The 22077-nt window shown below is 54.4% G+C and carries 21 protein-coding genes and 11 pseudogenes; 29 read left to right on the top strand and 3 right to left on the bottom strand.

All coding sequences use genetic code 11. The features are described 5' to 3' along the window. Positions 1 to 59: 59 nt before the first annotated feature. The 25 genes and pseudogenes from AC3B5Q_RS14225 to AC3B5Q_RS14105 form a co-directional block, all read left to right on the top strand. Positions 60 to 689, top strand: a pseudogene (locus AC3B5Q_RS14225) (type VI secretion system Vgr family protein); the annotation flags it as partial. Between the two features lie 78 nt (positions 690 to 767). Next, the gene (locus AC3B5Q_RS14220) at positions 768 to 1250 is read left to right on the top strand and encodes a hypothetical protein (protein WP_338443426.1); all 483 of its coding nucleotides are present in this window, start codon (positions 768 to 770) and stop codon (positions 1248 to 1250) included. A gap of 232 nt (positions 1251 to 1482) precedes the next feature. Continuing rightward, entirely contained in the window at positions 1483 to 1653 is a 171-nt protein-coding gene (locus AC3B5Q_RS14215; RefSeq protein ID WP_275967262.1) for a hypothetical protein, read from the top strand. Between the two features lie 185 nt (positions 1654 to 1838). After that, positions 1839 to 2441: a suppressor of fused domain protein gene (locus tag AC3B5Q_RS14210; RefSeq protein WP_488392639.1), complete on the top strand. Its 603-nt coding sequence runs from the start codon at positions 1839 to 1841 to the stop codon at positions 2439 to 2441. A gap of 164 nt (positions 2442 to 2605) precedes the next feature. Continuing rightward, a pseudogene (locus AC3B5Q_RS14205) lies at positions 2606 to 2883 on the top strand (hypothetical protein); the annotation flags it as partial. A gap of 34 nt (positions 2884 to 2917) precedes the next feature. Then, a pseudogene (locus AC3B5Q_RS14200) lies at positions 2918 to 3244 on the top strand (RHS repeat domain-containing protein); the annotation flags it as partial. Between the two features lie 50 nt (positions 3245 to 3294). Continuing rightward, on the top strand, positions 3295 to 3645 hold the full coding sequence (locus AC3B5Q_RS14195; protein ID WP_103444357.1) for a hypothetical protein: 351 nt from the start codon (positions 3295 to 3297) through the stop codon (positions 3643 to 3645). Between the two features lie 407 nt (positions 3646 to 4052). Further along, positions 4053 to 4628 (top strand): annotated as a pseudogene (locus AC3B5Q_RS14190) (NTF2 fold immunity protein); the annotation flags it as partial. A gap of 179 nt (positions 4629 to 4807) precedes the next feature. Further along, on the top strand, positions 4808 to 5362 hold the full coding sequence (locus tag AC3B5Q_RS14185; protein WP_103444359.1) for a hypothetical protein: 555 nt from the start codon (positions 4808 to 4810) through the stop codon (positions 5360 to 5362). Positions 5363 to 5823: 461 nt separating this feature from the next. Continuing rightward, positions 5824 to 6237: an immunity 22 family protein gene (locus AC3B5Q_RS14180; RefSeq protein WP_392524345.1), complete on the top strand. Its 414-nt coding sequence runs from the start codon at positions 5824 to 5826 to the stop codon at positions 6235 to 6237. A 213-nt stretch (positions 6238 to 6450) separates the two neighbouring features. Further along, positions 6451 to 7037 (top strand): annotated as a pseudogene (locus AC3B5Q_RS14175) (RHS domain-containing protein); the annotation flags it as partial. A gap of 399 nt (positions 7038 to 7436) precedes the next feature. Next, positions 7437 to 7868 (top strand): NTF2 fold immunity protein, encoded by a 432-nt coding sequence (locus AC3B5Q_RS14170; RefSeq protein ID WP_488392638.1) that lies wholly within the window; start codon positions 7437 to 7439, stop codon positions 7866 to 7868. Positions 7869 to 7986: 118 nt separating this feature from the next. Next, positions 7987 to 8166 (top strand): annotated as a pseudogene (locus AC3B5Q_RS14165) (hypothetical protein); the annotation flags it as partial. 37 nt (positions 8167 to 8203) lie between these two features. Then, positions 8204 to 8734 (top strand): DUF4303 domain-containing protein, encoded by a 531-nt coding sequence (locus AC3B5Q_RS14160; protein ID WP_488392637.1) that lies wholly within the window; start codon positions 8204 to 8206, stop codon positions 8732 to 8734. A 115-nt stretch (positions 8735 to 8849) separates the two neighbouring features. Then, positions 8850 to 9068, top strand: a complete 219-nt coding sequence (locus AC3B5Q_RS14155; RefSeq protein ID WP_021785043.1) for a hypothetical protein — start codon at positions 8850 to 8852, stop codon at positions 9066 to 9068. Then, a pseudogene (locus AC3B5Q_RS14150) lies at positions 9008 to 9511 on the top strand (RHS repeat-associated core domain-containing protein); the annotation flags it as partial. The gene AC3B5Q_RS14155 and the pseudogene AC3B5Q_RS14150, both read left to right, overlap by 61 nt. Continuing rightward, the gene (locus AC3B5Q_RS14145; protein WP_488392636.1) at positions 9486 to 9965 is read left to right on the top strand and encodes a hypothetical protein; all 480 of its coding nucleotides are present in this window, start codon (positions 9486 to 9488) and stop codon (positions 9963 to 9965) included. The pseudogene AC3B5Q_RS14150 and the gene AC3B5Q_RS14145, both read left to right, overlap by 26 nt. Positions 9966 to 10086: 121 nt before the next feature. Beyond that, positions 10087 to 10185: pseudogene (locus tag AC3B5Q_RS14140) on the top strand (hypothetical protein); the annotation flags it as partial. Beyond that, positions 10169 to 10273, top strand: a pseudogene (locus AC3B5Q_RS14135) (hypothetical protein); the annotation flags it as partial. The pseudogenes AC3B5Q_RS14140 and AC3B5Q_RS14135, both read left to right, overlap by 17 nt. Continuing rightward, positions 10266 to 10649 carry a hypothetical protein gene (locus tag AC3B5Q_RS14130; protein WP_021785046.1) on the top strand — a complete coding sequence of 128 codons (384 nt, stop codon included), beginning with the start codon at positions 10266 to 10268 and terminating at the stop codon, positions 10647 to 10649. The pseudogene AC3B5Q_RS14135 and the gene AC3B5Q_RS14130, both read left to right, overlap by 8 nt. 63 nt (positions 10650 to 10712) lie before the next feature. Further along, positions 10713 to 10982 (top strand): hypothetical protein, encoded by a 270-nt coding sequence (locus AC3B5Q_RS14125; protein ID WP_488392635.1) that lies wholly within the window; start codon positions 10713 to 10715, stop codon positions 10980 to 10982. Between the two features lie 388 nt (positions 10983 to 11370). Next, the gene (locus AC3B5Q_RS14120) at positions 11371 to 11838 is read left to right on the top strand and encodes an Imm26 family immunity protein (protein WP_028697001.1); all 468 of its coding nucleotides are present in this window, start codon (positions 11371 to 11373) and stop codon (positions 11836 to 11838) included. Between the two features lie 513 nt (positions 11839 to 12351). Next, positions 12352 to 12957, top strand: a complete 606-nt coding sequence (locus AC3B5Q_RS14115) for a hypothetical protein (RefSeq protein ID WP_135192684.1) — start codon at positions 12352 to 12354, stop codon at positions 12955 to 12957. A gap of 46 nt (positions 12958 to 13003) precedes the next feature. Further along, a pseudogene (locus AC3B5Q_RS14110) lies at positions 13004 to 13200 on the top strand (hypothetical protein); the annotation flags it as partial. Between the two features lie 65 nt (positions 13201 to 13265). After that, positions 13266 to 13373, top strand: a pseudogene (locus AC3B5Q_RS14105) (IclR family transcriptional regulator); the annotation flags it as partial. Positions 13374 to 13529: 156 nt separating this feature from the next. Here the strand turns inward: AC3B5Q_RS14105 and AC3B5Q_RS14100 are convergent. Continuing rightward, a complete protein-coding gene (locus AC3B5Q_RS14100) occupies positions 13530 to 14186 on the bottom strand; it encodes an HAD family hydrolase (RefSeq protein WP_021785052.1) in 657 nt (218 codons plus the stop codon). A gap of 91 nt (positions 14187 to 14277) precedes the next feature. Between AC3B5Q_RS14100 and lexA the strand changes: the two genes are divergently transcribed. From lexA to AC3B5Q_RS14080, 4 genes are read left to right on the top strand one after another with little or no spacing between them, the layout of a single operon-like run. Further along, positions 14278 to 14895 carry a transcriptional repressor LexA gene (gene lexA / locus AC3B5Q_RS14095; protein ID WP_021785053.1) on the top strand — a complete coding sequence of 206 codons (618 nt, stop codon included), beginning with the start codon at positions 14278 to 14280 and terminating at the stop codon, positions 14893 to 14895. Continuing rightward, positions 14895 to 15515, top strand: a complete 621-nt coding sequence (gene imuA / locus AC3B5Q_RS14090) for a translesion DNA synthesis-associated protein ImuA (RefSeq protein ID WP_021785054.1) — start codon at positions 14895 to 14897, stop codon at positions 15513 to 15515. Before lexA ends, imuA begins: the two co-directional genes overlap by 1 nt. Positions 15516 to 15521: 6 nt before the next feature. Beyond that, positions 15522 to 16940, top strand: coding sequence for a Y-family DNA polymerase (locus AC3B5Q_RS14085; protein ID WP_021785055.1), 1419 nt, complete (start codon positions 15522 to 15524; stop codon positions 16938 to 16940). Beyond that, entirely contained in the window at positions 16937 to 20017 is a 3081-nt protein-coding gene (locus tag AC3B5Q_RS14080) for an error-prone DNA polymerase (protein WP_274119490.1), read from the top strand. The genes AC3B5Q_RS14085 and AC3B5Q_RS14080 overlap by 4 nt, the downstream gene beginning before the upstream one ends. 332 nt (positions 20018 to 20349) lie before the next feature. Here the strand turns inward: AC3B5Q_RS14080 and AC3B5Q_RS14075 are convergent, their stop codons facing one another. Both AC3B5Q_RS14075 and AC3B5Q_RS14070 read right to left on the bottom strand, forming a co-directional pair. After that, positions 20350 to 21171: an aldo/keto reductase gene (locus AC3B5Q_RS14075; protein ID WP_103444365.1), complete on the bottom strand. Its 822-nt coding sequence runs from the start codon at positions 21169 to 21171 to the stop codon at positions 20350 to 20352. After that, entirely contained in the window at positions 21159 to 22064 is a 906-nt protein-coding gene (locus tag AC3B5Q_RS14070; RefSeq protein ID WP_010954013.1) for a LysR family transcriptional regulator, read from the bottom strand. Before AC3B5Q_RS14070 ends, AC3B5Q_RS14075 begins: the two co-directional genes overlap by 13 nt. Positions 22065 to 22077: the final 13 nt, after the last annotated feature.

The raw sequence follows: 22077 nt of genomic DNA, 5'->3' as shown, positions 1-22077 counted from the left end.
ATCAGAGTTGTAGCTGAGCACCGCGTTAGCGTGCTGGCCGTGTTTTCAAGGAGATTCGCATGATCATGGACCTCGACTCCGCGCTGCTGTCGCCGCAGAACCGCCGCCTGTTCAAGTTCCACAACCTGGCCAATCCCGAGCAGCAACTGCTGCTAGAAACCTTCAAGGGCGTCGAGGGTCTGTCGCGGGCGTTCAACTACGAACTGCTGCTGGTCTGCGAAGCCTCCGGCGTACCACTCAAATCCATGATGGGGCAGCACGTCAGCATCGAAATCGAGTTGTCCGAAGGCGACCTGCGCTACATCACCGGTTACCTCACACGCATCGCCAGCGACGGCGGCATGGCGCGCTACACCGCTACCCTCGACCCGTGGTTCTCGATGCTCAAGAACCGCTTCGACACGCGGATCTTCCAGGGCAACTCGGTCGAGGAGGTGGTCACCGAAGTATTCGCCCTGTGCCCGGCGTTCTTCCGTCATGAGTTCCGCCTGACCCGCCCGCAGAAGCGCTATACCTACATTACCCAGTACCGCGAGACCGACTTCAACTTCGTCCAGCGCCTGCTGAAGGAAGAGGGGATGTTCTACTACTTCGAGCACACCGCCGAAGGCCACACCATGATCATCTGCGATGACTCCAGCACGCTGGTGGACATCCCCGAGCAGCCGCACCTTCGATTACCGCCAGCCCAGCATGGGAACATGAGGCTGTCGACCAGTTTAGGCATGTAGGGTCTGACTTGATTAGAGTAATTAAAGGAGTTGATTATGGTAATCAATAGCGGTTCATTGGCGGCGAATCTGGTTGGGTCGTCTGCTTATAGGGAGTTACTTGCGGAGCTAGTCGACGCTACAGGTATTGAGGTTGAGCCGGAATATGAAGAAGTATTCGCTCGTCTCGACTCTGCTAAGATTGTCAAGGCAAAGGTTGATATTGATGACTTGATGTCCATCTTGACAAATAAAATGGATCTTATAAAGCAGTATTCTCTTTCTAAGTTTCAAGCACTTTCAGATGAAGAGGATGAGGAAGGGTATCCCGTTGGCGCGTCGCCTTCTGGCGACGAAAGAAGTAAAACTCTTTCGGTTGGGAAATATTCACAAGGTTTTTTGTTGACCAATCTTATTGAGTTTGCATTGGCGATGTCTGGTCGTGAATGCCTGCTGGTATATATTAAGTTGTGTAGAATCCCACATGCCAAAAAATATACTGATCAAATAATCAAGTTGACAGGTCTTGGGTGGCGCTGACTGTCGCTATGGTTGGTTTTGTTTGAATTCGCTAATGTTGTATTTTTGCGGGCGTCCGTAGCTCTTTAATAACATGTTAGGTAATATTTCGGGGCGAAAGCCCCGATGTCTCTATAAATCCTTAATTCAGAAATTGCGTCTTTCATAGGCAGGGCGCCACCTCTTTGGCAGCACTGCTACAGGTCTGCACCGAAGGTGGCCACTACCGCTGGGAAACCCTCAGCGGCACACGGTGTTCGAGCGCGATACCATTGGCCGTTTGGTCGCCAAGATCAACAGCAATGCAACGCAGACATTTGCTTATGACGATGGCGACCGGTTGTTGAGTATCGAGCGGCAACCAACCGGGACTGGCAAGCAGCTCGGGATCATGGAAGAAAAGCTCGAGTACACTAATGAATAAAAGCGAACCTTGGGATATGGGCCATGAGCCAGGTTACGCGCATTAAAACATGTTAGAAGTACCGAAGAACGAGGCCTTCCCAGGAAAGAGTTTCTTGACGAATTCAATCAAGGCAGTCACTATGTGCAAGAGTTCCCTTTTTTTTGGGGGGGGGGATTAAATCTGAACTCTATTTTGGTCCATACATGACTATTCCGAGCGAGCAGTGTAAGGCAGTAGCTAGGCACGCCCTGAAAATTTTTGAGGGCGAACTTAAGGTTCAAGCTTATTATGATGATTCTAAAAGTATTTCGGTAGATTTGCTTACTACGCTTGACTCTTTGCATGTGGGTGTTAAGTCTATAGGTACGATAGGGCTGTCAGAAGTTCCACTATTTAGAAGCAGTGGCGAGGAATTTCCTACTCGTATAGAGCTCTGTGCCGGGGCGTTGACTGAAGAGGTTTTCTGGGAAAATGCTTTGGCTTCTGCTGCTTTTTCCATTATAAAACTTCAAAGCTCGGTAATGCCAGGGGATGTGATCGTTGATGTTTTCAAGGATTATATTAAATCGCCAAAAATGCCTCATGTTTATTTGACGGTCCCTTTTATGTGGAACGATGCTTACTTTCCGCAGCTTGAATTTGCTTCGCTTAAAGTGAATTGGTTGCAGTGTGTCGCCATTTATGAAGAAGAGCGTGCCTTCGTCGAAAAGTTCGGCGGAGATGCATTCGATGATTTATTGTCGGATCAAGAAATAAATACGCTTGATTATGATCGGTTGCCTGTTAATTTGACCCGGGTTAAATGATTTTAAGCAGCGTAAGACTAGTAAGCTTGCTATGCGGGATATTGGCTTCGACGCCTGGCATCAGCCGGGAAATCGGCATGCTTGGCCGCGCGCTTTACGAGTAGGGCAACATTGTTGGCTTGGATTTGGGCTCGCCTGGCAGTAAACGACTCAACGGCTAAGCTGGCCTGCGGGTCACCATTATCGACGCGACCTACAAGTCCAAGTACCTGTGGTGGAACGCCCTGGGCCAGGTGGAGCGATACCGGACTGCTCGGGCAAGAGCACGTATTAGCGCTATGACGAGCGCCAGCACCTGGTCGCGGTGACGGACGCGCTGAACCAGACCGCCACGCTGGAGCGCAAGCCCGACGGCGAGGTGCAGCGCATTAGTCACGCGGACGGTATCCCGGAAACATTCACCTACAACGTCTACGGTCGGGTACTCAGCCACACCGACGGCGTATCGCTACGATCCTTGGGGCAACCTGATCGAGCCGCCACTGGCGCAGGTCGATCAGGCTGAAGGGCAGCAGCAAAAGTTTTATTACTTCCATACCGATCAGATCGGTACGCCGCTCGAGCTGACCAATAGCGAGGGCGAGATCGTTTGGCAGGCGACTTATCAGTCTTGGGGAACGATTGAGCAGCTGGCGGTCAATGAAGTCGAGCAGAATCTGAGGTTTTAGTTGCAATACTTTGACGACGAGACCGGGCTGCACTACAACACGGTTCGGTAATACGATCCTGAGGTGGGGCGGTTTTTATCACAGGACCCGATTAGATTATTTGGAGGAAATAATCTTTACCAGTACGCGCCTAATATCTCTTAATAAATCCATGTGCCCAGAAGTGCGCTGATAAGGAGTAAGGTATGACGCCGGATAAAAAATTTGTGTTTGCTGTGTTTGATGAGTTGTATGGGAGTAACTTCGAGAGGTATAAGACGTCTCTAAGTAAACCAGTGAATGATGATGTGGACCCTTATGCGAGGGCGAGAAATTCTTTGGCTGTTTTGAGTGATGCTCAGAGGGCCGATGTGTTTGATTTTTTTAAAATTATTATCGCAGATAGTGCTTCGGTGGTGTTGGGTGCTCTCGACGGGGTGCACTTTCCAAATGATTTAGAGGGGGAGTTTGTTGTTACCTGTGATGGGGAGGAGATCCAAGGTGATTTTATGGATATTTTTATTGAGAAGGCTCAAGAAGAAAATATTTACGGCTAAATTTTTGAGCGATTTCCTCTTTTTCTAGCCTGTGTGAGCACTTTGCGGTACGTCTCTGCTTAGGTCGAGCTTCCCGCGACTGTTCGGGTAAATCACGGTCTAACACAACTAGCGTCAGCATCTGGTGGCGGGACCGATGGGGGGATAACCTGCCCCGGCGTTTCAGCTACAACGAGGGCGGGCATCTGACCTGCGTTGATGAAATCGGTTATGGCGCAAATGGCGAGCAGCCGCTACGCGAGACGCTGTTCGAGCGCGATGCGGTTGGTCGACTGATTGCCGAGCTCAACCGCGGTTTGTTTAGAGATTTTGAAAAACAAATTGCAAAAGATGTGTTGGAAACTGGGCCGGCGGGACAAGGCCAACTAAGGCTCTCTATAATGTTTTTAAAAAGGGTGATCTAGTTGATGGAGAAATATTTAGCAACTAACTTGCGTGGTGACTTTCGAGATGCGTTGTTAGGTTTTATGGCCGCCATGTGCGAGTGGGAGACGTTGGGCTACAAAAAAAGTTTGGAAGCTTTTTCGGACGATTCATTAGGAGAAGCCCTTGATCGAAGCGTGAAAAGTGATCTTTTGAAAATTTTTAAAAAATATGTCGTAGACGAAGGTCGCAACTATGATCGCGTGGAAAATATAGTATGTGGCAGATATCCTGAATATGATTTAGTTAATGATGAGGTTGAGGTGTGTGAGAGCAATGGAAGTACAGTGTCTGTTATTATCAGGAAGAAAACAGGGCTGTGTGCTTCCTTTAGGTTAACTTTTATCATGGACGGTGAGACATGCAAGGTCAGCAGGCGAGATCTGCAAAATGGGGAGAAGTGGCAGAGAACTTATGTTTAGTGGGGTGCGATAGAGTATCTGACTGTCGGCGAGGTGGAACAGAACCTTCGATTCCAGGGCCAGTACTTGGATAACGAAACGGAACTGCGCTATAACAAGTTTGGCTACTACGATCCGAAAGTCGGTAGATACATAAGTTGTCCAATCATGCAGCAATGCGGGCAGGGGAAGTGAATATTCATACACGAATACGGCAAAAAACGACTGGTCCAAAGCGGATTACCAAAAGGCTATCCACGGAGTCATGGTTGATGAGAGAAAGGGTCTGTGCGCAGGTTAAACGATGCTGAATAAAGGTTCTGTTAGAGGGTCAGATTGTGGCTAAAAACTTTATACTTTCCATTTCAGATGATTATCCTGAGAGTTATTGGCTGAAGATAAAGATGTTGTCAGGTGAAGAATCTGGGGTTTTTAAAGATGGCGTGGCTGTTAGCAAGGATATAAAAGTCTGCTTCGAGGGATCAAAAAGGGTCAGTGTCTCCAAACTACTGAGCTATGATTTTTTTTACAGTGATGGGCCCAATTTGATTTCGCCGCGGCTCTACGAATTAATGAAGGCAGAAAATATTTCTGGTGTTCAGTTTGTGGATGCGAATCTACTGATAGGTGAGGTTTCCTATGCTGGTTACAAAGTGTTAAATGTGACTGATAAGTCTCCAGTTTTTAACTTGAAAGAGTCCGTTAGCGAACCCTTGCTTAGCTATCTTCCAGATGGTCCTAGATGGTTCAGCAAGATAGTTTTGGATGATGAGACAATACTTTCTAGTGATGTCGTTAGGGCTGAAGAGGAAAGCCCCGTAATTGTGGTGACTGCTCGCGTCAAGTCTATTTTTGAAAATGCCTCGGTTCGCGGAGTGCAGTTTAAGGATTAGATATCTTGTCTTCGAGTTTTTCGAGAATTACTTTCTGCACAAATTTTGTTGTAAGCGTTTGGTGGCATAATCTTTAACGGTGAAGGATGGTTTTGATAGCGGGGTTTAATAGCGCCTCAGTTCAAGATATTGTTGATAATAAAAGCTGTAGAAATTGCCCTTCGGAACCAGGAGGTAAACATGGAACGTTTCCTGTCTCTATAGCGTCGAAGGCAAAAGAATTTGGTTTTACCGCTAAAGAAATTAAGGGGGCGACGGTGCCGACTAGATATGTTACTTTTGTTGGTGTGACAGACAAACATGGTAGTCCTGTACCGGACGACCTGCACCATGATAGTAGAGCGGGAAGGCTGCTCCATAATAATTTAATTAAAGAATTGAATGGCGTGCAAAGCAAGGCCCAAGCGCTTAGCGTAATCGATTCAGATCACAGCAAGTCCATGAAGCCAGGAGCATGCTAGATGAGTTCTTATGATATTGAGCGGTATGAAAAAATTCACGTTTGGGTAGGTGTAAATTTCTCTTCGGAGGATGACTATCTAAAGTATTTCGAGTTGGACTATTCTGTGGATTTGGATGATCCGGCATACAAGGTTTGTGGGTTTTGCAGAGATATTGGTGTGAGATGGTATGACGAGGATTTCATAGGGATTATCCCAAGGAAAGCGGAGGAGGTGAGTTTAGATGAAATCTTGATTGAATCTGCGGTTGACTCCAGTTGTATTGAGGATTTAAAGGCAGAGTGCTTGAGGCTTGGTGTTGCTAAGGCTAATGCAATTTTTTGGTACTCCGATGGCGGTACGAATATTTCCAAGCCCCTAAAGTCGAATTATAATGGCTTGAAGTATGTGGGATTATATGAAGGTGAAAGATAAGCTCGACATAGGTGCCGAGGTGCCGAGGTGCCTGGGGTTGGCGTTCTGTGTCAGCATTTTTAGTGTTCGGATCTGATTTTGGATGTGCAGGTGTGTGTTATTGATTTAAAACCTCTGTTGCAGATATTAAGATGCTAAAGATGTAATCTTTAATAACTAATGGGTTAGTTGACTCTGCCGCGGTATAGGTAGAGGCAATGTTTTTCTTCTACTGCATATGACCGTGAGAATCGGCTGGTTAAAGCTGAAATGTATGTCAGTGGCAGACTGGAGGGGCACCGGGCAGTACCGGTATGACAGCCTGGGACGGCGGGTGGCCAAGCGGGCTGAAATCAATGGTGAGGTTGAGCAGAAGCGCTTTCTCTGGCAAGGCATTGCGAATGCTGCACGCAGAGATGCCTGGGCAGAACACCTGTACCTGTACGAGCCGGGTAGCTATGCGCCGTTGGCGCGGGTTGATCAGGCTGAAGGGTAAGAACAGAAGGTCTATTACTTCCATACGGATCAGATTGGTACGCCGTTGGAGTTGACGGACAGCGACGGCAAGATCGTTTGGCAGGCAACGTATCGGTCTTGGGGCGCGATAGAAACTTTGTCGATCAAACAGGTCAGACCAGAATCTGAGTTATCCAAGGCAGTACAATGAGGATGAATCCTGGCTACATTATAATACCTTTCGGGACTATGACCCTGATGTGGCGCTATTCATTACGCAAGATCCAATAGGCTTACTAGGTAGTTCAAACCTTTACAATGATGCGCCCAGTTCCTCGGGCTGGCTTGACCCATTAGGTTCGTGTGTGAGGACTAATGGTGTGACAGGGCCGGCAGGTCAACGCCTAAAAGCAACCGCAATCATCACTTTAAACGATGTGAATCAAGGTGGTGGAGCAACTAACGCCACGTCCAGAGCGTGGGCTCGAATGATGTGGAACTCTGATGATGATACAGTGCATTTAATTGGCAGGCTTTTAGATGGGCAGTGGTAATGACGGCGTGCACCCTCTGTTAAAGGGGGCTAATCGTAGCCAATCTAAAGTATTTGAAGCGCAAATTGCTAATGTCATTAAGAAAAAATGGCGTTGTGGATGTAGAGCTAAACTTCGTGTATGGTAATGGTGGCAAGCGATCGACTTTCATAACCTATGACGCACATCGTCAAGGTGAGAATATCCTTCAAGGTGTTTTAGGGAATTAACATGACCAGGGAAAATGTAGTGATGACCCCTCCTGGTGAACTGATAGCTTTCATGAGGGAAATGAACTGCTGGGAGATTGAGTTTTTTGATCAGCGTAAAAAAAATCTGGCTCAGGGAGTAGAAGATCTTGAGCTAAAAGATAAATACGCAAGAAAGCTTGAAGAAATACTTGATAGATATTCAGTCAAGGATAAATTTAACTACGGGCGCCTCATGGATCTTGGGTGCACTAAGCCTGCCACTTATGATCCTGCGACTGATGAGTTAGAGCTTCTGGGTGGTGATGAAAAAATGCTGACAGTTCGAGTGCAGCAAACTAAAGGTGCTGAAACGTGCTCCAAGATGTATTTAGTGTCTAAAGGTGGCTACTGGAAAATAAAGAAAAAAGAAGTTTTAAGCTTTGATGATAGATGGCGTCGTTCTCCGCTGTAAGGATTCGTGCTTTTGGTTTGAAAGAAGTTTTAATTGGTTTGTTTGTTATGTGGTTTCGTTTATGTAATCGCCTGGGGAGAACTATCATCTTCTTGCAAATTCTTATTTTGTATGTGATCTGACTAGCGTAACTAATGCGCGTAATCAGACCACCCACGCTGGAGCGCAAGCCCGACGGCGAAGTGCAGCGCATCAGCCACCCGGACGTCACCACGGAAACCTTTACCTGCAGCGTCTACAGAGTCGCTACGAGTACGACAGGGCCATTCGCCTGACCGCGTTGGTCAACGAGAACAATTGGTTGTCGATGATGTCGAACTGAACAGGAGAGTGCAATGAATTGGCAGGCATTAGAGAGCACGGCTTTAATCTTGGTGACAAAAGCTCTGCAAGATTTGAGTGTGGAACATCCGGATGAGCAGTTCTACGCTTGCGCGCTTTATACGGATAGTAGCGCTATGACCATGGCGGTTGCGGTTAATTCCGTTGAGGCACTTGAGGAGAAACTTAAGGGGGAAGGTGAAGAAGAGCGTGAAGAGTTGATGCCCTACTATAAGTGGGCTTCTTCAGAATGGAAATACGAGGGGTGGAAGGGGGAGTATTTAAAAGATATTTGTAAGGACCTGAGAGAGGCAAGTGACCGAAGCGATATCTTACGTTTTAAAGAAAGGCTGCTCTCGCTCATGGTTAATGTTTTAAGCTCTCTGCGTAGGGAAGGTTTCTTTTCATCCTTTAAGATTCAGGAGCCGATGCTATTTGTCACTGTTACGGATGATGATGGTGCAGAAGAGCTTGAAAATAAAACAGCTGAACTGCTCAACTCTTCGGAAGAATATAACTATTTTATCAGGAGATTTGATGGGTGAGCGCTGTTGCTGGGGCGCTTAATGGCGGGCGGGCTACACAAAATCGCGAGCATAGTATCGGGCATCAACATTCGGCTTTGTATTTGGTGAGAGCGCTCACGGCCGGCTGAGCGCGGTGATCAACCGCAACGGCGACCCCGTGCGCAGCTTCAGCAACGCCGAGGGCCTGATGGCGACCCACAACGCCCTGGACCTGGGCTGGCATTATCGCTGGGAAACCCAAGGCGGAAATGCCGAGCGGCCGGAGCTCCACACGCTGTGCGAGCGTGGAACCTGCCGGATGGGCGCAAGGTCAATCAGCCGTACTATGGCAGCGGTCACTTGCACCAGCTGAACCTGGATGGGCAGGTGACCAGTGACATGGAGCGCGACGACCTGCACCGGGAGGTGTACCTGTCCGAGCCGGGTAGCTATGCGCCGTTGGCGCGGGTTGATCAGGTTGAAGGGGGAAGGGCAGAAGGTCTATTACTTCCATACGGACCAGGTTGGTACGCCGCTGGAACTGACGGACAGAGACGGCACAATCGTTAAGGGCAGTATTTTGATAGTGAAATCAATCTTAACTATAATGCTCTTCTTTATTATGGTCCTGAAACTGAGATGTTCATTACTTAGGAACCAATTGGGCTTGAAGGCGGTAGTAATTTTTATAAATATGGGCCGGAACCCACTGGGTGTGTTGATCCGCTAGGGCTGGTAAGCTGCAGGAAAGCCTTGCTGCCGCGCGCCATGACAGATTTGAGGGTTTTAAATGCTGGATTTTCAAAACCTGATTGATGAAATTGGGCGTGCGAACTTTTTTTCTAAGATGGGGGAGGTGGCTGATAAATTTGAAAATGTTATATATATAGAGAGCGTGTTTAAGGTCTTTGTTGAACCGGTAGAGCCTGAATTTCTTGGTGCTTATGAAGACCTTGAGTGGTTACCGACCACTCCCACTCAAGATGATCCGTTCAAGTTTTTTCCGAAGCCGCCTAAGGATTTGCTTGATCTTAGGCTTGGAGTAAGTAAAGCTGTACTGAAGTCGGTAAGGAATGTCCCCAAAGATAAGTTCTTGTCGGGTGCGCATGACTTTAGTGTGGCTGCTAGAAACGCGGCTTGTTTTGCGTTTCGCCAGTATGTCTCTGAGTGCTACTATGGGGAAGACAGTGTCTGGTTGAGGGTGGTTGAGTTATATTGTTCTGGCAGATGGCCCGTTGGATATTCAAAGGATAAATTGATTGTTATCTAGATTGGTTTTTGGAGCGGGCGTTTGTAATGGGGGCTTTAGGGTGCTGGTGTTGGGGTGGGGAACGTTTTCAATAGATACATCCAAGTGTCTATGTTGACCCGCTGGGCTTTCATTTGGATCCGGCAAGGGAACACATAATGCGATTGCAACTTTGTACGACAGCAGCGGCAATGTGAAAGGCGACTGGTGTTTGGCAACGTGGAAATATGACGCCAGATGAGGCAGCAGTAGGGGTTTCAAAGAACACCCTCGCTACTCATGCAGTATCTGGTTCTGGGGCGGTTAGGGATGTAGGGTTCTATGAATAATTTCGTCGCGTCAAGCATCGAGTGCTATGAAGAAAACGATGTTTTAGTGGTTGCCATTGGTGAGGGCGGTGTTGATCCTGTAAATTATCTGATAATGACTCGCTTAGATGATGAAGATAATTTGAGTGTTGATGATGGTATTGGGTTGCAAGTTTCGGGCGTAACCTATGAAATGGCGGGCGCTATAAAAAAATTAGTCTTGGAGGAAAGTGGTCTTAGGGTTGAGGTCAAGCCGCCGTTCATTGATAGCTTGGGTGGTTCAAGCATCCTTGTGAAATTTGATGAAGGAGTTTTAGAGCTGGCAGGGCGGATTTCTTCCTTGCGAGAAGCGTTGCAGGAACTTTTTAATGGTAGCGCAGTTAAGTTGGTTGTTTAGAATGGTTTGTCTTATGTGTTGAGCAACTAAATAGCGGTAAAATTTTGCTGTTAGGAGGTGGTCGTGATTCCTGATAAATTTAAGGATTTGCTTGGGATTTTAAAATCTAAGCTTGATATGGGGCTTTCTGAAAGTACAGGCATGCAGCGCATAACAAGCGAAGAAGTAAAATGGTCTAAGGGGCCAAGCCTTTCTATATTGCCTTATGGGTTGGAACTGGCTGGGGTGACTCCGTCTCCCATGCTAAGCGCTGAGCCAAAGAATAAAAAAATTGCTTTAAGTTCTATTGTTCTGAACAGCATGGCTTTTATAAGTCTGATATATATGGTGTGAACTCTACAGCAATAGAGACTGAGATATATCAGGTGGAGGGGCAGTCGACCTATTCAGTCCGCTTTGACGATGAAGGAAAGGCTATTAGGGCGTCTGGGGTCATATTTGAGAATCGAGTCCCAGATATATCATGCCGCCTGGAGGACGATGGTGAATATTGGTGCTATGAATATAGGTGTGAAGCAGCACGGATAGTATCAATGCTTGCTTATGCAAGCAATAGTGCTCCTGGTACAGAAATATTCATTGAGCGAGATGGCGAAAGCGTGGTTGGCTTGTATTTTTACGACAAAAATTCAAAAGTGCACCTTTACAAAGTCTAGCTGTCGAATTTATGCGTGATTGTTTGTTGTGTCTCAGGTGTAGAAGTGCCATGAAGAGGTTGCGGATGACGTCGCTTAAGGTTTATGAGTGGGAAGAAAGAATAAAAACAAGTTATAAAAAAATAAAAAGCGGGGATATATTTTGCTTCGCATTAGGCTCCAAAAAATATGGGGTTGGTCGCATTATGACCCCAAATAGCCTTGGCCATGTAGTGGAGATTTTTGACAAGGTTCTTACTGTTCCTGTGGTTGATTCAGTTTCTTTCGAGCGCTTGGGTGACCCTGTCATATTAGATTCTTATTCGCTTTTTGATCGTAAGGCTGAGGGTGACTGGAGAATTGTTGCTTACGAATCGGATTATAGGCCGTCAAATCAAGAGTCGGTGAGATATGTGTACGGCGTGGCTGATAATGTGAGGCTTGTTGATATTTTTGATAATGAGACCTCTTTGACGGGAAGTAAGCGTGACTACCCGTCCTATTCCCCGATGGGCGACAAAGACGTGAAAGAAATGTTTCGGTATTTTGGCTGAAAATTTAAGTTAATCTTTAATGGTGTGTGTTCTTCTGACTCTGCTGCCTTTAAGTGGGCCCAGCAAAAGCGTTTAATTAAGTCTGTTGAGGGCGCCGTTGTAGGCGTTGTACGAAAATAGATTCTCCAGAATTTCCCTAATGGTATTTTCGAATGAATAATACTAAGCAACAAGTACCATCCCGGTTGTTCGCTTGAATTGAACAGCGGTAAACTCTCCAACTGCCTCGGCGTTAACGTCGCTGCTGGTAGTCTATGCTTACGATTCGATCCATCGTCGTCACCAGTACGACCCGACGGATAATCGCAACCTCAACTACTTGTAATTCGGCTGCGGGCATCTGCACCAGTTGAACCTGGGTGAACATCGTCCTACCCAATCATGCAAGCATTCACACCAATGCTTATAAGTAGATCGTCTGGACGATATAGATAAGAGTGGTGACTTCTTGAGCGTGTTGGATATGATCGATTCTGAAATTGCCCATGGAATATATTCTGGATTGGACAAAGCATGAATAACTTGAAAGATCTTGAAGGAAAATATTTAGATATTGAATCTCGAGCAGAGGAGGTCCTGTCTTCTTGTTTGTCTGAGGCTTTATCCAGAGCGAGAAAAATAGTAATAAGCAATGGGGCGTTATATAACGTCAGCCCATATGAGATCGAGCGGGCGGGCTTTAAGAAAGGGAAAGTTTTAAAAAAAATTCCAGTTCATATTAAAAATACTCATCTGTATCATTTGGATGAGTATGACAAGGTGATCTTTGTTGAGATTTATGGGCAGTCTGAAAATATCATCAATAAGGAGTTCTATCGCTATAGTGGCGAATGTATTGAACGGATCTGTTTTGCCAGTAGCGGAAAGCTCAGGAATGTTTCGACTTCATTGCTTGAAGAGGGCGCGGTGGTGAAAAGCATGAATTGGGGCCAGTACGGATGTAGTGAGTCAAATTATGTCTACGTTGATTCTCGCCTAGAAAAAATACATGTTCGGCAAAAAGAGCATGTTGAATCTGTATTTAGTGACTTCGACGTAAATTTCAAATATGAGTCCGGCGAGTTGGTGAGTATAATAAATGTCTTTCCTAATGGTTATGAAGAACAGCGATTTCCTTGATATAAATGCAAGGCCCAGACCTCACAGTTGCAGTGTACTTCGCGTGAGCAGCCGCCAGAACGCCAAGGGCCAGCGGCTTCGCTACGAGTACGACAAGGCCTTGCGCCTGGCCGCATTGGTCAACGAGAACAACGCCACGTACAGCCTTGCCTACGACGCTTCGACCAGCTGAGCGAAGAAGTGTCGGTGGATAACCTGACCCGGCGTTTCAGTTTCAACGTCGGTGGCCATCTCGCGCGGCTGTGCGCGCGACGCCTGTTCGGTGACCGCCAGTTGCGTTTCAAGCGACGCCTGGTGGAAAGCGCAGCGCCTTGCAACGGCCGCTGGATCAAGCGCCGGTGGAGCGGGTGTCGAGCTTGCACCTGAGCAGCTTGGCGACCACTGTGAGTGAAGTGCAGCGGGCCTTGGCACCATGAGTGCTTCTGCACGGGCCTTTTAACAGCACGAGGCTGCTCCAGGCATGGCCACTCTTGGCGCTCGGCAGGGGGGCGAGAGGTACGACCTGGAGTTCGTGTTTGTGTCGAGACCGGGCGCAGCCCCTGCGGCACTCAGTCTCAAACACATCCCACATCTCAAGCCATACGCTCGATCAGCGCCCACAACGCCGCATCATTGAAATCATCGACAACCAGCCTGGCTCCCGCTGCCAGCAACCGCTCCGGCGTCTGCGTCGTGGCCACGCCCACGGTAAAGATCCCCGCGCTACTGGCCGCGGCCGTCCCCGGCAATGAGTCCTCGAAGGCCAGCGCTTGCCCGGCCTCGGCACCCAGCCGCTGCAGGCCGGTGAGGTAGGGCAGCGGGTCAGGTTTGGGCCGTGCCAGCTCTTCGGCCACCAGCACATGTTCAAAGTGCTGGCCAAGGCCCATGGCGTTCAGCATGTGCTCGGCGTTCAGCCGCGGTGCGTTGGTCACCACACACATGCCGATGTCATGGGCCTGGGCATGCTCCAGCAGGCGCAACAGGCCCGGCATCGGTTCAAGCGACGGCGACATTGCGCGGAACAGCGCTTCCTTGCGGTCGGCCAACGCCTGGCACTGTTCGACACTGGCGCCGCTGAACAGCTCGGCGAACAGCTCGCCGTTGGCGCGGCCGCTGACCTGGGCATCGAACTGCGCCTGGCTCAGCTCGCGGCCATCGTGTTCACGCAGCAGTTGGCGAAAGGCCTGAAGGTGCAGGGTGTCAGTGTCGGTGAGGGTACCGTCAAGGTCGAACAGCAGGGCGGTCAGCATGGGATATCCAGATGAAAAAACACAAGCCAAGGGATCATAACCAAAGCTGACGACGAAGGGGGCTGTTCAGCGTGCTCCGAAAAGAGTACAAATGTGCTCCATGGACACTCTTACCCCCAAACGCCGCGCCATTTTCGAATTCATCCGTGAGCGCATTGCCGAGCATGGTCAGCCGCCGAGCCTGGCGGATATCGCCACGCGCTTCGGTTTTGCCTCGCGCAGCGTTGCACGCAAGCACATCACCGCCCTGTGCCAGGCCGGTTACATCGATGTCACGCCAAACCAGGCCCGGGGCATACGCCTGGCCGAACCACTGCGTCGACCAGAAATCCTCGAAGTACCCGTGCTGGGCCAGGTGGCGGCAGGTGCCCCCATCGGCCCGGACCTGGACATCCACGAGCAGTTGCTGCTCGACCCCAGCCTGTTCCGCCGTACCCCCGACTACCTGCTGAAGGTGCGGGGCGACTCGATGATCGGCGACGGCATCTTTGACGGTGACCTGGTCGGCATCCTGCAACAGGCCGACGCCCGCGACGGGCAAATCGTGGTTGCGCGCCTGGACGGCGAAGTGACCATCAAGCGCCTGCAACGCCAAGGCGGCACTTACCGGCTGTTGCCACGCAACCCAGCCTATGCGCCGATCGATGTGCAGCCCGAACAGGACTTTTTCATCGAAGGCGTGTTCTGCGGCTTGCTGAGGCGTGACTGATGGGCGCCGTGGTCGACCTCGACAGGCTGCTGGAACAGCGCCGGGTATGGCGCGGCCGGCAGGCCCAGGCGCGACCGCTCGGGCTGCAGCCCACCGGCCATGCGGCACTCGACGAACGTTTGCCGGAAGGTGGCTGGCCAGCGGCAGCACTGAGCGAGCTGTTGCTGGCCAACCCCGGCTGTGGCGAATTGCAGTTGCTGTGGCCAACCCTCGCCCGGCTGAGCGCAGAAGCCAGCAGAGTGGTGCTGGTGGCTCCACCTTTCATCCCCTATGCACCGGCCTGGCAGGCAGCGGGGGTGGACCTGCGCTGGCTGGTACAGGTGGATGCCGAGCCTGCCGATGCCCTGTGGGCTGCAGAGCAGTGCCTGCGCTCGGGCAGTTGCGCGGCGGTGCTGTGCTGGCCGGAGCGTGCCGATGACCGCGCCCTGCGGCGCTTGCAGGTAGCGGCCGAAACCGGGCAGGCACTGGCGTTCGCCTGCAGGCCGCAGCAGGCGTCGCACAACCCTTCACCCGCAGCGCTGCGCATTGCAGTCGACACACGCCCGGCGCAATGGCGCGTGCTGAAAAGCCGGGGTGGCATGCCTCCAGCGCTGCCTATTCCCTGCCCGGGGCGGGGCTGATGCACCATGCTCTGGGCCTGCATCCTGCTCCCGCAGCTTGCGCTGGACACCGTCCTGCGTGAGCGTGACGACCCTGACACGCCTTTGGTGCTGATTGGCGGGCCGACCCAGCGTCGCCTGTTGCAGGCAGTCAATCCGGCGGCCGCTGCACTGGGCCTGCGGGCCGGGCAAACCCTGACCGCAGCGCGTGCCTTGGCTGATGGCTTCACCTGTGTCGAAGCCGACCCCAAACGCATCGATCAGGTGCAGCAGCTGTTGGCGGCCTGGGCCTACCGCTTCAGCGCCCAGGTCAGCCTGCATTACCCACGGGCGCTGCTGCTGGAAGTGGGTTCCAGCCTGCAACTATTCGGGCCCTGGCCCTTGTTCGAGGCGCGTCTGCGTCAGGAGCTGGCAGAACTGGGCCTGCGTCAACGCATTGTCCTGGCCAGCAACCCGGTGGCTGCTCGCATGCTCGCCAATGGCCACGATGGCCTGGCCGTGGGCGATGTCGACGCCACCCGAGCGGCGCTGCTTGGCATGCCCATCACGCGCGTCGGCCTGCCGGCAGAGGCGGCCGAAGCGTTTGCCCGCATGGGCTTGCACCAGCTGGGCCAGGTTTTGGCCTTGCCGCGCGATACCTTGGCCAGGCGCTTTGCGGCCCAGGTGCAGCTGCACCTCGATCAGTTGCTCGGCCTGCGCAACCTGGGGCTGGATTTCTACCAGCCACCGGACCGTTTCGAAACCCGGCTGGAACTCAACTTCGACGTCGAGTCGCACCAGGCGCTGTTGTTCCCGCTGCGGCGCATGCTCAACGACCTTGCTGCCTTTCTGGCCGGGCGAGACTGTGGCGTGCAGCGCTTCTGCCTGCATCTGGAGCACGCCGAGGGGCCGGATACCCTGCTCAAGGTGGGCCTGCTGGCGGCGGAACGCGATGCTGCGATGCTGTTCGAGCTGGCCCGCGCGCGCCTTGAGCCGCTGCGCATACCCGCACCGGTGCGCAACCTGCGGCTGGTTGCCGAAGACTTGCCACCCTTCGTGCCACAGCATCAGGCGTTGTTCGACCCGCGGGCGCAACAGGCGCAACCCTGGGCGCAGTTGCGTGAGCGGCTGCGCGCCCGCCTGGGGGATGAGGCCGTCAAGGGGCTTGGCGCAGCAGCCGATCACCGCCCCGAATGCGCCTGGCACTTGGTAGAGCAGGGTGCCCAAGGCAACATGCCGGTTGCACCGGGCAGCCGCCCGGGCTGGCTGTTGTCGGCACCGATCGCGCTGGATGACGCCGCCTACCAGGTGCAGGGCTACGCCGAACGTATCGAATCAGGTTGGTGGGATGGCGGCGATGTGCGGCGCGACTACTACCGCATCGAAACCCGTGACGGCTTGCGCGGCTGGGCCTACCGCGACCTGAGCCAGGCTGGCCCGCTTTGGCTGCAGGGTTGGTTCGCATGAACACCCCGGGTTATGCCGAGCTGCATTGCCTTTCCAACTTCAGCTTCCAGCGCGGTGCATCGAGCGCCGACGAGCTGTTCCGGCGTGCGCGCGAGCAGGGCTACCAGGCGTTGGCGATCACTGACGAATGCACGCTGGCCGGTATCGTGCGCGCCTGGCAGGCAGCCAAGGTGCACCAGTTGCGGCTGATCGTTGGCAGCGAGGTGCAACTGTGCGACGGGCCCAAGCTGGTGCTGCTGGTCGAGAACCTGACCGGCTACCAGAACCTGTGCGCCCTGATCACCCGTGCCCGCCGGCGGGCAGAGAAGGGTGCGTACCAGCTGTTTCGTGATGACCTGTTGCTGCACCACCAAGGTCTGCTGGCCCTGTGGGTGGCCGCTGACAGTGGCGATACCGCTACCGGCGCGTGGCTGCGCAGTGTGTTCGCTGAGCGTCTGTGGCTGGCCGTGCACCTGCACCGGGGCAGTGACGATGCCATGCGCCTGCAACGGTTGCAGGCGCTGGCGGCTGATGTAGGCATTCGCACCGTGGCCTGTGGCGACGTGCACATGCACGTGCGTGGCCGCCGTGCCTTGCAGGACTGCATGACCGCCATCCGCCAGCATTGCCAGGTGAGCGAGGCCGGGCGCTTTCTGTTTGCCAATGGTGAACGGCACCTGCGCAGCCAGGCGCAACTGGCCGAGCTGTATCCGCTCGACCTGCTGGCCGAGACCCTGGTCATTGCCCGGCGCTGCCAGTTTGACCTGAGCGAACTGAGCTACCAGTACCCACGCGAACTGGTGCCCGAGGGGCATACCCCGGCAAGCTGGCTGCGCGAATTGTGCGAGCAAGGCATGCCGCTGCGCTGGCCAGGCGGGCCAAGTGGCAAAGTGCGGGATGTGCTTGCCAAGGAACTGGGGCTGATCGAAGAGCTGGGCTACGAAAGTTACTTCCTGACAGTGCACGACATTGTCGCCTTCGCCCGCAGCCAGCGCATCCTATGCCAGGGCCGGGGGTCGGCAGCCAACTCGGTGGTGTGCTTCGTGCTGGGCATCACCGAGCTTGACCCCATGAAACACCACCTGCTGTTCGAGCGCTTCCTGTCGCGCGAGCGCAACGAGCCGCCGGACATCGACGTGGACTTCGAGCACGACCGGCGCGAGGAGGTGATCCAGTATGTGTTCCGTCGCTATGGCCGACACCGGGCGGCGCTCACTGCGGTAGTCAACACCTACCATGCCGCCGGTGCGGTGCGGGATGTGGCGCGGGTGCTGGGGCTACCCACCGACCAGGTGGATGCCCTGGCCAAATGTTGTGGCCGCTGGAGCGATCGCATACCCGATGACCAGCGCCTGGCCGAAGCCGGTTTCGAAGCGGGCAGCCCTTCGCTGCGGCGGGTGCTGGTGCTGGCCAGCGAACTGATCGGCTTCCCTCGGCACCTGTCACAGCACCCGGGCGGTTTTGTCATCTCCCAGCAACCACTCGACCAGCTGGTGCCGGTGGAGAATGCCGCGATGCCGGAGCGCACGGTGATCCAGTGGGACAAGGATGACCTGGACATGGTCGGCCTGCTCAAGGTCGACGTACTGGCGTTGGGCATGCTCAGCGCCTTGCGCCGCTGCTTCGACCTGCTGCTACACCACCGTGGCCGGCACCTGACCCTGGCGACCATCCCCAGCGAAGACCCGGCCACCTACGCTATGATCAGCCGTGCCGAGACCATGGGCGTGTTCCAGATCGAGTCACGCGCGCAAATGGCCATGTTGCCGCGGCTGCGGCCCCAAAAGTTCTACGACCTGGTCATCGAGGTCGCCATCGTCCGCCCCGGGCCGATTCAGGGTGACATGGTGCACCCGTACCTGCGCCGGCGCCTGAAGCAGGAACCGGTGACGTATCCGTCGCCGCAACTGAAGGAAGTGTTCGAACGTACCTTGGGCGTGCCGCTGTTCCAGGAGCAGGTGATGGAACTGGCGATGGTCGCGGCCGACTATACCCCGGGCGAGGCTGACCAGTTGCGCCGCAGCATGGCAGCCTGGAAGCGCCACGGCGGACTGGAACCGCACCGCGAACGGCTGGTGCAGGGCATGTTGCGCAATGGTTACACGCTGGCGTTTGCCGAGCGCATCTTCGAGCAGATCAAGGGGTTTGGCAGCTATGGCTTCCCTGAGTCGCATGCGGCCAGCTTTGCCTTGCTGTGCTATGCCAGCAGTTGGCTGAAGTGCCATGAGCCGGCGATTTTCACCTGTGCGTTGGTCAACAGTTGGCCGATGGGCTTCTACAGCCCTGATCAGCTGCTGCAAGAGGCTCGCCGCCAAGGTATCGAGGTTCGGCCGGTTGATGTCTGCCACAGCGACTGGGACTGCACCCTGGAGCCTGATGCTGAAGGCACCCTGGCCATTCGCATGGGGCTGCGGCTGGTGCGTGGCCTGGCCGAAGCCGATGCCAGGCGCTTGCAGCAGGCGAGGGCGCAGCGGCCGTGGCGCAACGTCGAAGACCTATGCCTGCGCGCCGGCCTGGACGCTCGGGCCCGTGCCCGCCTGGCTGATGCCGGGGCGCTGCGCGCCTTGGCCAGCGATCGGCATCAGGCGCGCTGGCAGGTGGCGGCGGTGCAGCCGCAGCTACCGTTGTTCGCCGATGTGCAGGCCTTGCCTGAAGAAACGGTGCAATTGCCCGTGCCAACCGTGGGCGAGGACCTGATGGCCGATTATCAAACCCTCGGCACTACGCTTGGCCCACATCCACTGGCCCTGTTGCGCGCTCGTCTGAGGGCACTGGGGTGTCGCAGCTCCAGTGAATTACAGGGTGTGGAGCATGGCGACAACATTGCTGTGGCCGGGCTGGTGGTGGGCCGGCAACGGCCTCAAACCGCCAGCGGTGTGACCTTCGTTACCCTGGAGGACGAGCATGGCATGGTCAACGTGGTGGTGTGGCGTGCGCTGGCCGAACGGCAGCGGCGGGCGCTGGTGGGTTCGCAGTTGCTCAAGGTCAGTGGGCGGCTGGAGCAGGAGAATGGGGTGCGGCACCTGATTGCTCGGCGGTTGGAGGATGTGAGTTCGCTGCTGCAAGGGCTGGATGTACGCAGCCGGGATTTCCACTGAAACCCCAACGCTCTGTACTTGCGCGGTCCCTGTGGGAGCGGGCGAGCCCGCGAAGCAGCCACCGCGTTGCAGGGCACCGGCCTTGCCGGTGTTCGCGGGCATGCCCGCTCCCACAAAGGTCGCGTCCTGGGCCAGATTGCGCTTGGCGAACGGCAGCGGCGGGTGGCGCAGTTGCTCAAGGCTTGTTCAACGCTCGGTACTTGCACGGCTACCTGTGGAAGCGGGCGAGCCCGAGCAGCAGCCACCGCGTTGCAGGGCACCGGCATTGCCGGTGTTCGCGGGCATGCCCGCGCCCACAGAGGCCATCTACTGGTCCAGCTTGTGCTCGCCGGTTACACCATCGCCAACCGTTGCTTGTGCGTCGGTGCAGGGAACGCCTTATCGATCGCCCGCAGGTCTTCGCTGGTCAAGGTCAGCGCTCCCGCTGCTGCATTGAGCCGCACGTGCTCGGGCGCCACCGCCTTGGGGATGGCGATCACGCCGTCATCGCGGGTCACCCAGGCCAGGCTGACCTGGGCCGGTGTGGCGCCATGACGCTCTGCGATTTCCGCCAGTACCGGGTGCTGCAACAAGCGCCCGGCCTGAGCCAGCGGGCAGTAGGCCATGGTTGGCAAGCCACGTTTTTCGCACCACGGTAGCAAGTCGAATTCGATGCCACGCTGGGCCGGGTTGTACAACACCTGGTTGGTTGCACAATCAGGGTTGTGCAGTTCGCGCAAGTCGTCGACGTCGAAGTTGGACACGCCCCAACGCTTGATCTTGCCTTGCTCGCGCAAGCGCTCGAAGCCTTCGACGGTTTCCTCCAGCGGGTGCTGACCACGCCAGTGCAGCAGGTACAGGTCGATGCAGTCGGTGCCCAGCCGGGTGAGGCTGCGTTCGCAGGCAGCCGCCATGCCGCGCAGGCCGGCATTGTGCGGGTAGACCTTGCTGACCAGAAATACCTGGTCGCGGCGCCCGGCAATGGCTTGGCCAACGACCTCTTCTGCCCCACCTTCGGCATACATCTCGGCGGTGTCGATCAGGTTCAGGCCCAGCTCGATGCCCTGTTGCAGCGCCGCGACTTCGGCAGCCTTGCGACCTGGGTCTTCGCCCATGTACCAGGTGCCCTGGCCGATCGCTGGGACGCTCGTGCCTGCCAGTGTTACGTAACGCATGTCACCTCCGGGATGCGGGTATTGGAAAGAAGAACCTCAAGCAGTGCTTGCGCTGCGGTGGAAAGCTTGTGCTCGCTGAGGGCAATCACGCCGATGCGCCGCTCGACAGTGGGCTCGACCAAGGTTACGCAGCGGGCACCCAGCTCCTGCATCTGGTTGATGCACAGCGCCGGAACGGCACTGACCCCCAGGCCGCTGGCAACCATGCGGCCGATGGTCGTCAGCTGGTGGCTTTCGAACGCGACTGCCAGCTTGCCGTGGCGGGCCGCCACATTCTGCTCCATCAGCAGGCGCACCGCTGAAGGGCGCTGCAGGGCCACGAAATCTTCGGCCATCAGCTGTGCCCAGCTGACCTGGGGCAGCAGTGCCAAGGGTGAGTCGGCGGCCACTACCGCAACGAAGCGGTCCATATACAACGGATGGAAGTCCAGCCCATCGATGTTATCCGGCTCGAAGCCGATGCCCAGTTCGACGCGACGATGGCGTACCAGTTCCTGTACCTGTTCGTTGATCACGTCGTGCACCGTGACGTTGACCTTGGGGTAGCGCTGGCGAAACACCTTGAGCGAGTGGGGCAACAGGTTGCCGGCAAAAGCCGGCATGGCCGCCACCGACACACGGCCCAATTGCAGGGTAAAGCGCTGGCGCAGCATCTCTTCGGTGTCGTCCCAGTCGGCCAGCAGGCGGCGTGCCAGCGGCAGCAGCACTTCGCCTTCGGCAGTCAGGCTGACGCTGCGCGTGGTGCGGCTGAGCAGGGCGCCGCCGAGGTTTTCTTCCAGCGCCTTGATGGTCAGGCTCAGTGCCGGTTGCGAAACGTGCAGGTGTTCACCGGCCTGGGCAAAGCTCTGGTACTTGGCCACGGCGACAAAGGCGCGCAGTTGTTTGACGTTCATGTCGGGCCTGTCG

Source organism: Pseudomonas sp. D5(2026) (assembly GCF_057766845.1).
This window is presented reverse-complemented; position numbering and strand designations above follow the sequence as displayed.

Bases quoted from the DNA above. Each gene is read 5' to 3' on its own strand.
- AC3B5Q_RS14220 (WP_338443426.1), top strand. From the start codon at position 768: ATGGTAATCAATAGCGGTTCATTGGCGGCGAATCTGGTTGGGTCGTCT.
- AC3B5Q_RS14210 (WP_488392639.1), top strand. From the start codon at position 1,839: ATGACTATTCCGAGCGAGCAGTGTAAGGCAGTAGCTAGGCACGCCCTG.
- AC3B5Q_RS14195 (WP_103444357.1), top strand. From the start codon at position 3,295: ATGACGCCGGATAAAAAATTTGTGTTTGCTGTGTTTGATGAGTTGTAT.
- AC3B5Q_RS14180 (WP_392524345.1), top strand. From the start codon at position 5,824: ATGAGTTCTTATGATATTGAGCGGTATGAAAAAATTCACGTTTGGGTA.
- AC3B5Q_RS14170 (WP_488392638.1), top strand. From the start codon at position 7,437: ATGACCAGGGAAAATGTAGTGATGACCCCTCCTGGTGAACTGATAGCT.
- AC3B5Q_RS14160 (WP_488392637.1), top strand. From the start codon at position 8,204: ATGAATTGGCAGGCATTAGAGAGCACGGCTTTAATCTTGGTGACAAAA.
- AC3B5Q_RS14145 (WP_488392636.1), top strand. From the start codon at position 9,486: ATGCTGGATTTTCAAAACCTGATTGATGAAATTGGGCGTGCGAACTTT.
- AC3B5Q_RS14130 (WP_021785046.1), top strand. From the start codon at position 10,266: ATGAATAATTTCGTCGCGTCAAGCATCGAGTGCTATGAAGAAAACGAT.
- AC3B5Q_RS14120 (WP_028697001.1), top strand. From the start codon at position 11,371: ATGACGTCGCTTAAGGTTTATGAGTGGGAAGAAAGAATAAAAACAAGT.
- AC3B5Q_RS14115 (WP_135192684.1), top strand. From the start codon at position 12,352: ATGAATAACTTGAAAGATCTTGAAGGAAAATATTTAGATATTGAATCT.
- AC3B5Q_RS14100 (WP_021785052.1), bottom strand. From the start codon at position 14,186: ATGCTGACCGCCCTGCTGTTCGACCTTGACGGTACCCTCACCGACACT.
- lexA (WP_021785053.1), top strand. From the start codon at position 14,278: ATGTGCTCCATGGACACTCTTACCCCCAAACGCCGCGCCATTTTCGAA.
- imuA (WP_021785054.1), top strand. From the start codon at position 14,895: ATGGGCGCCGTGGTCGACCTCGACAGGCTGCTGGAACAGCGCCGGGTA.
- AC3B5Q_RS14085 (WP_021785055.1), top strand. From the start codon at position 15,522: ATGCTCTGGGCCTGCATCCTGCTCCCGCAGCTTGCGCTGGACACCGTC.
- AC3B5Q_RS14080 (WP_274119490.1), top strand. From the start codon at position 16,937: ATGAACACCCCGGGTTATGCCGAGCTGCATTGCCTTTCCAACTTCAGC.
- AC3B5Q_RS14075 (WP_103444365.1), bottom strand. From the start codon at position 21,171: ATGCGTTACGTAACACTGGCAGGCACGAGCGTCCCAGCGATCGGCCAG.
- AC3B5Q_RS14070 (WP_010954013.1), bottom strand. From the start codon at position 22,064: ATGAACGTCAAACAACTGCGCGCCTTTGTCGCCGTGGCCAAGTACCAG.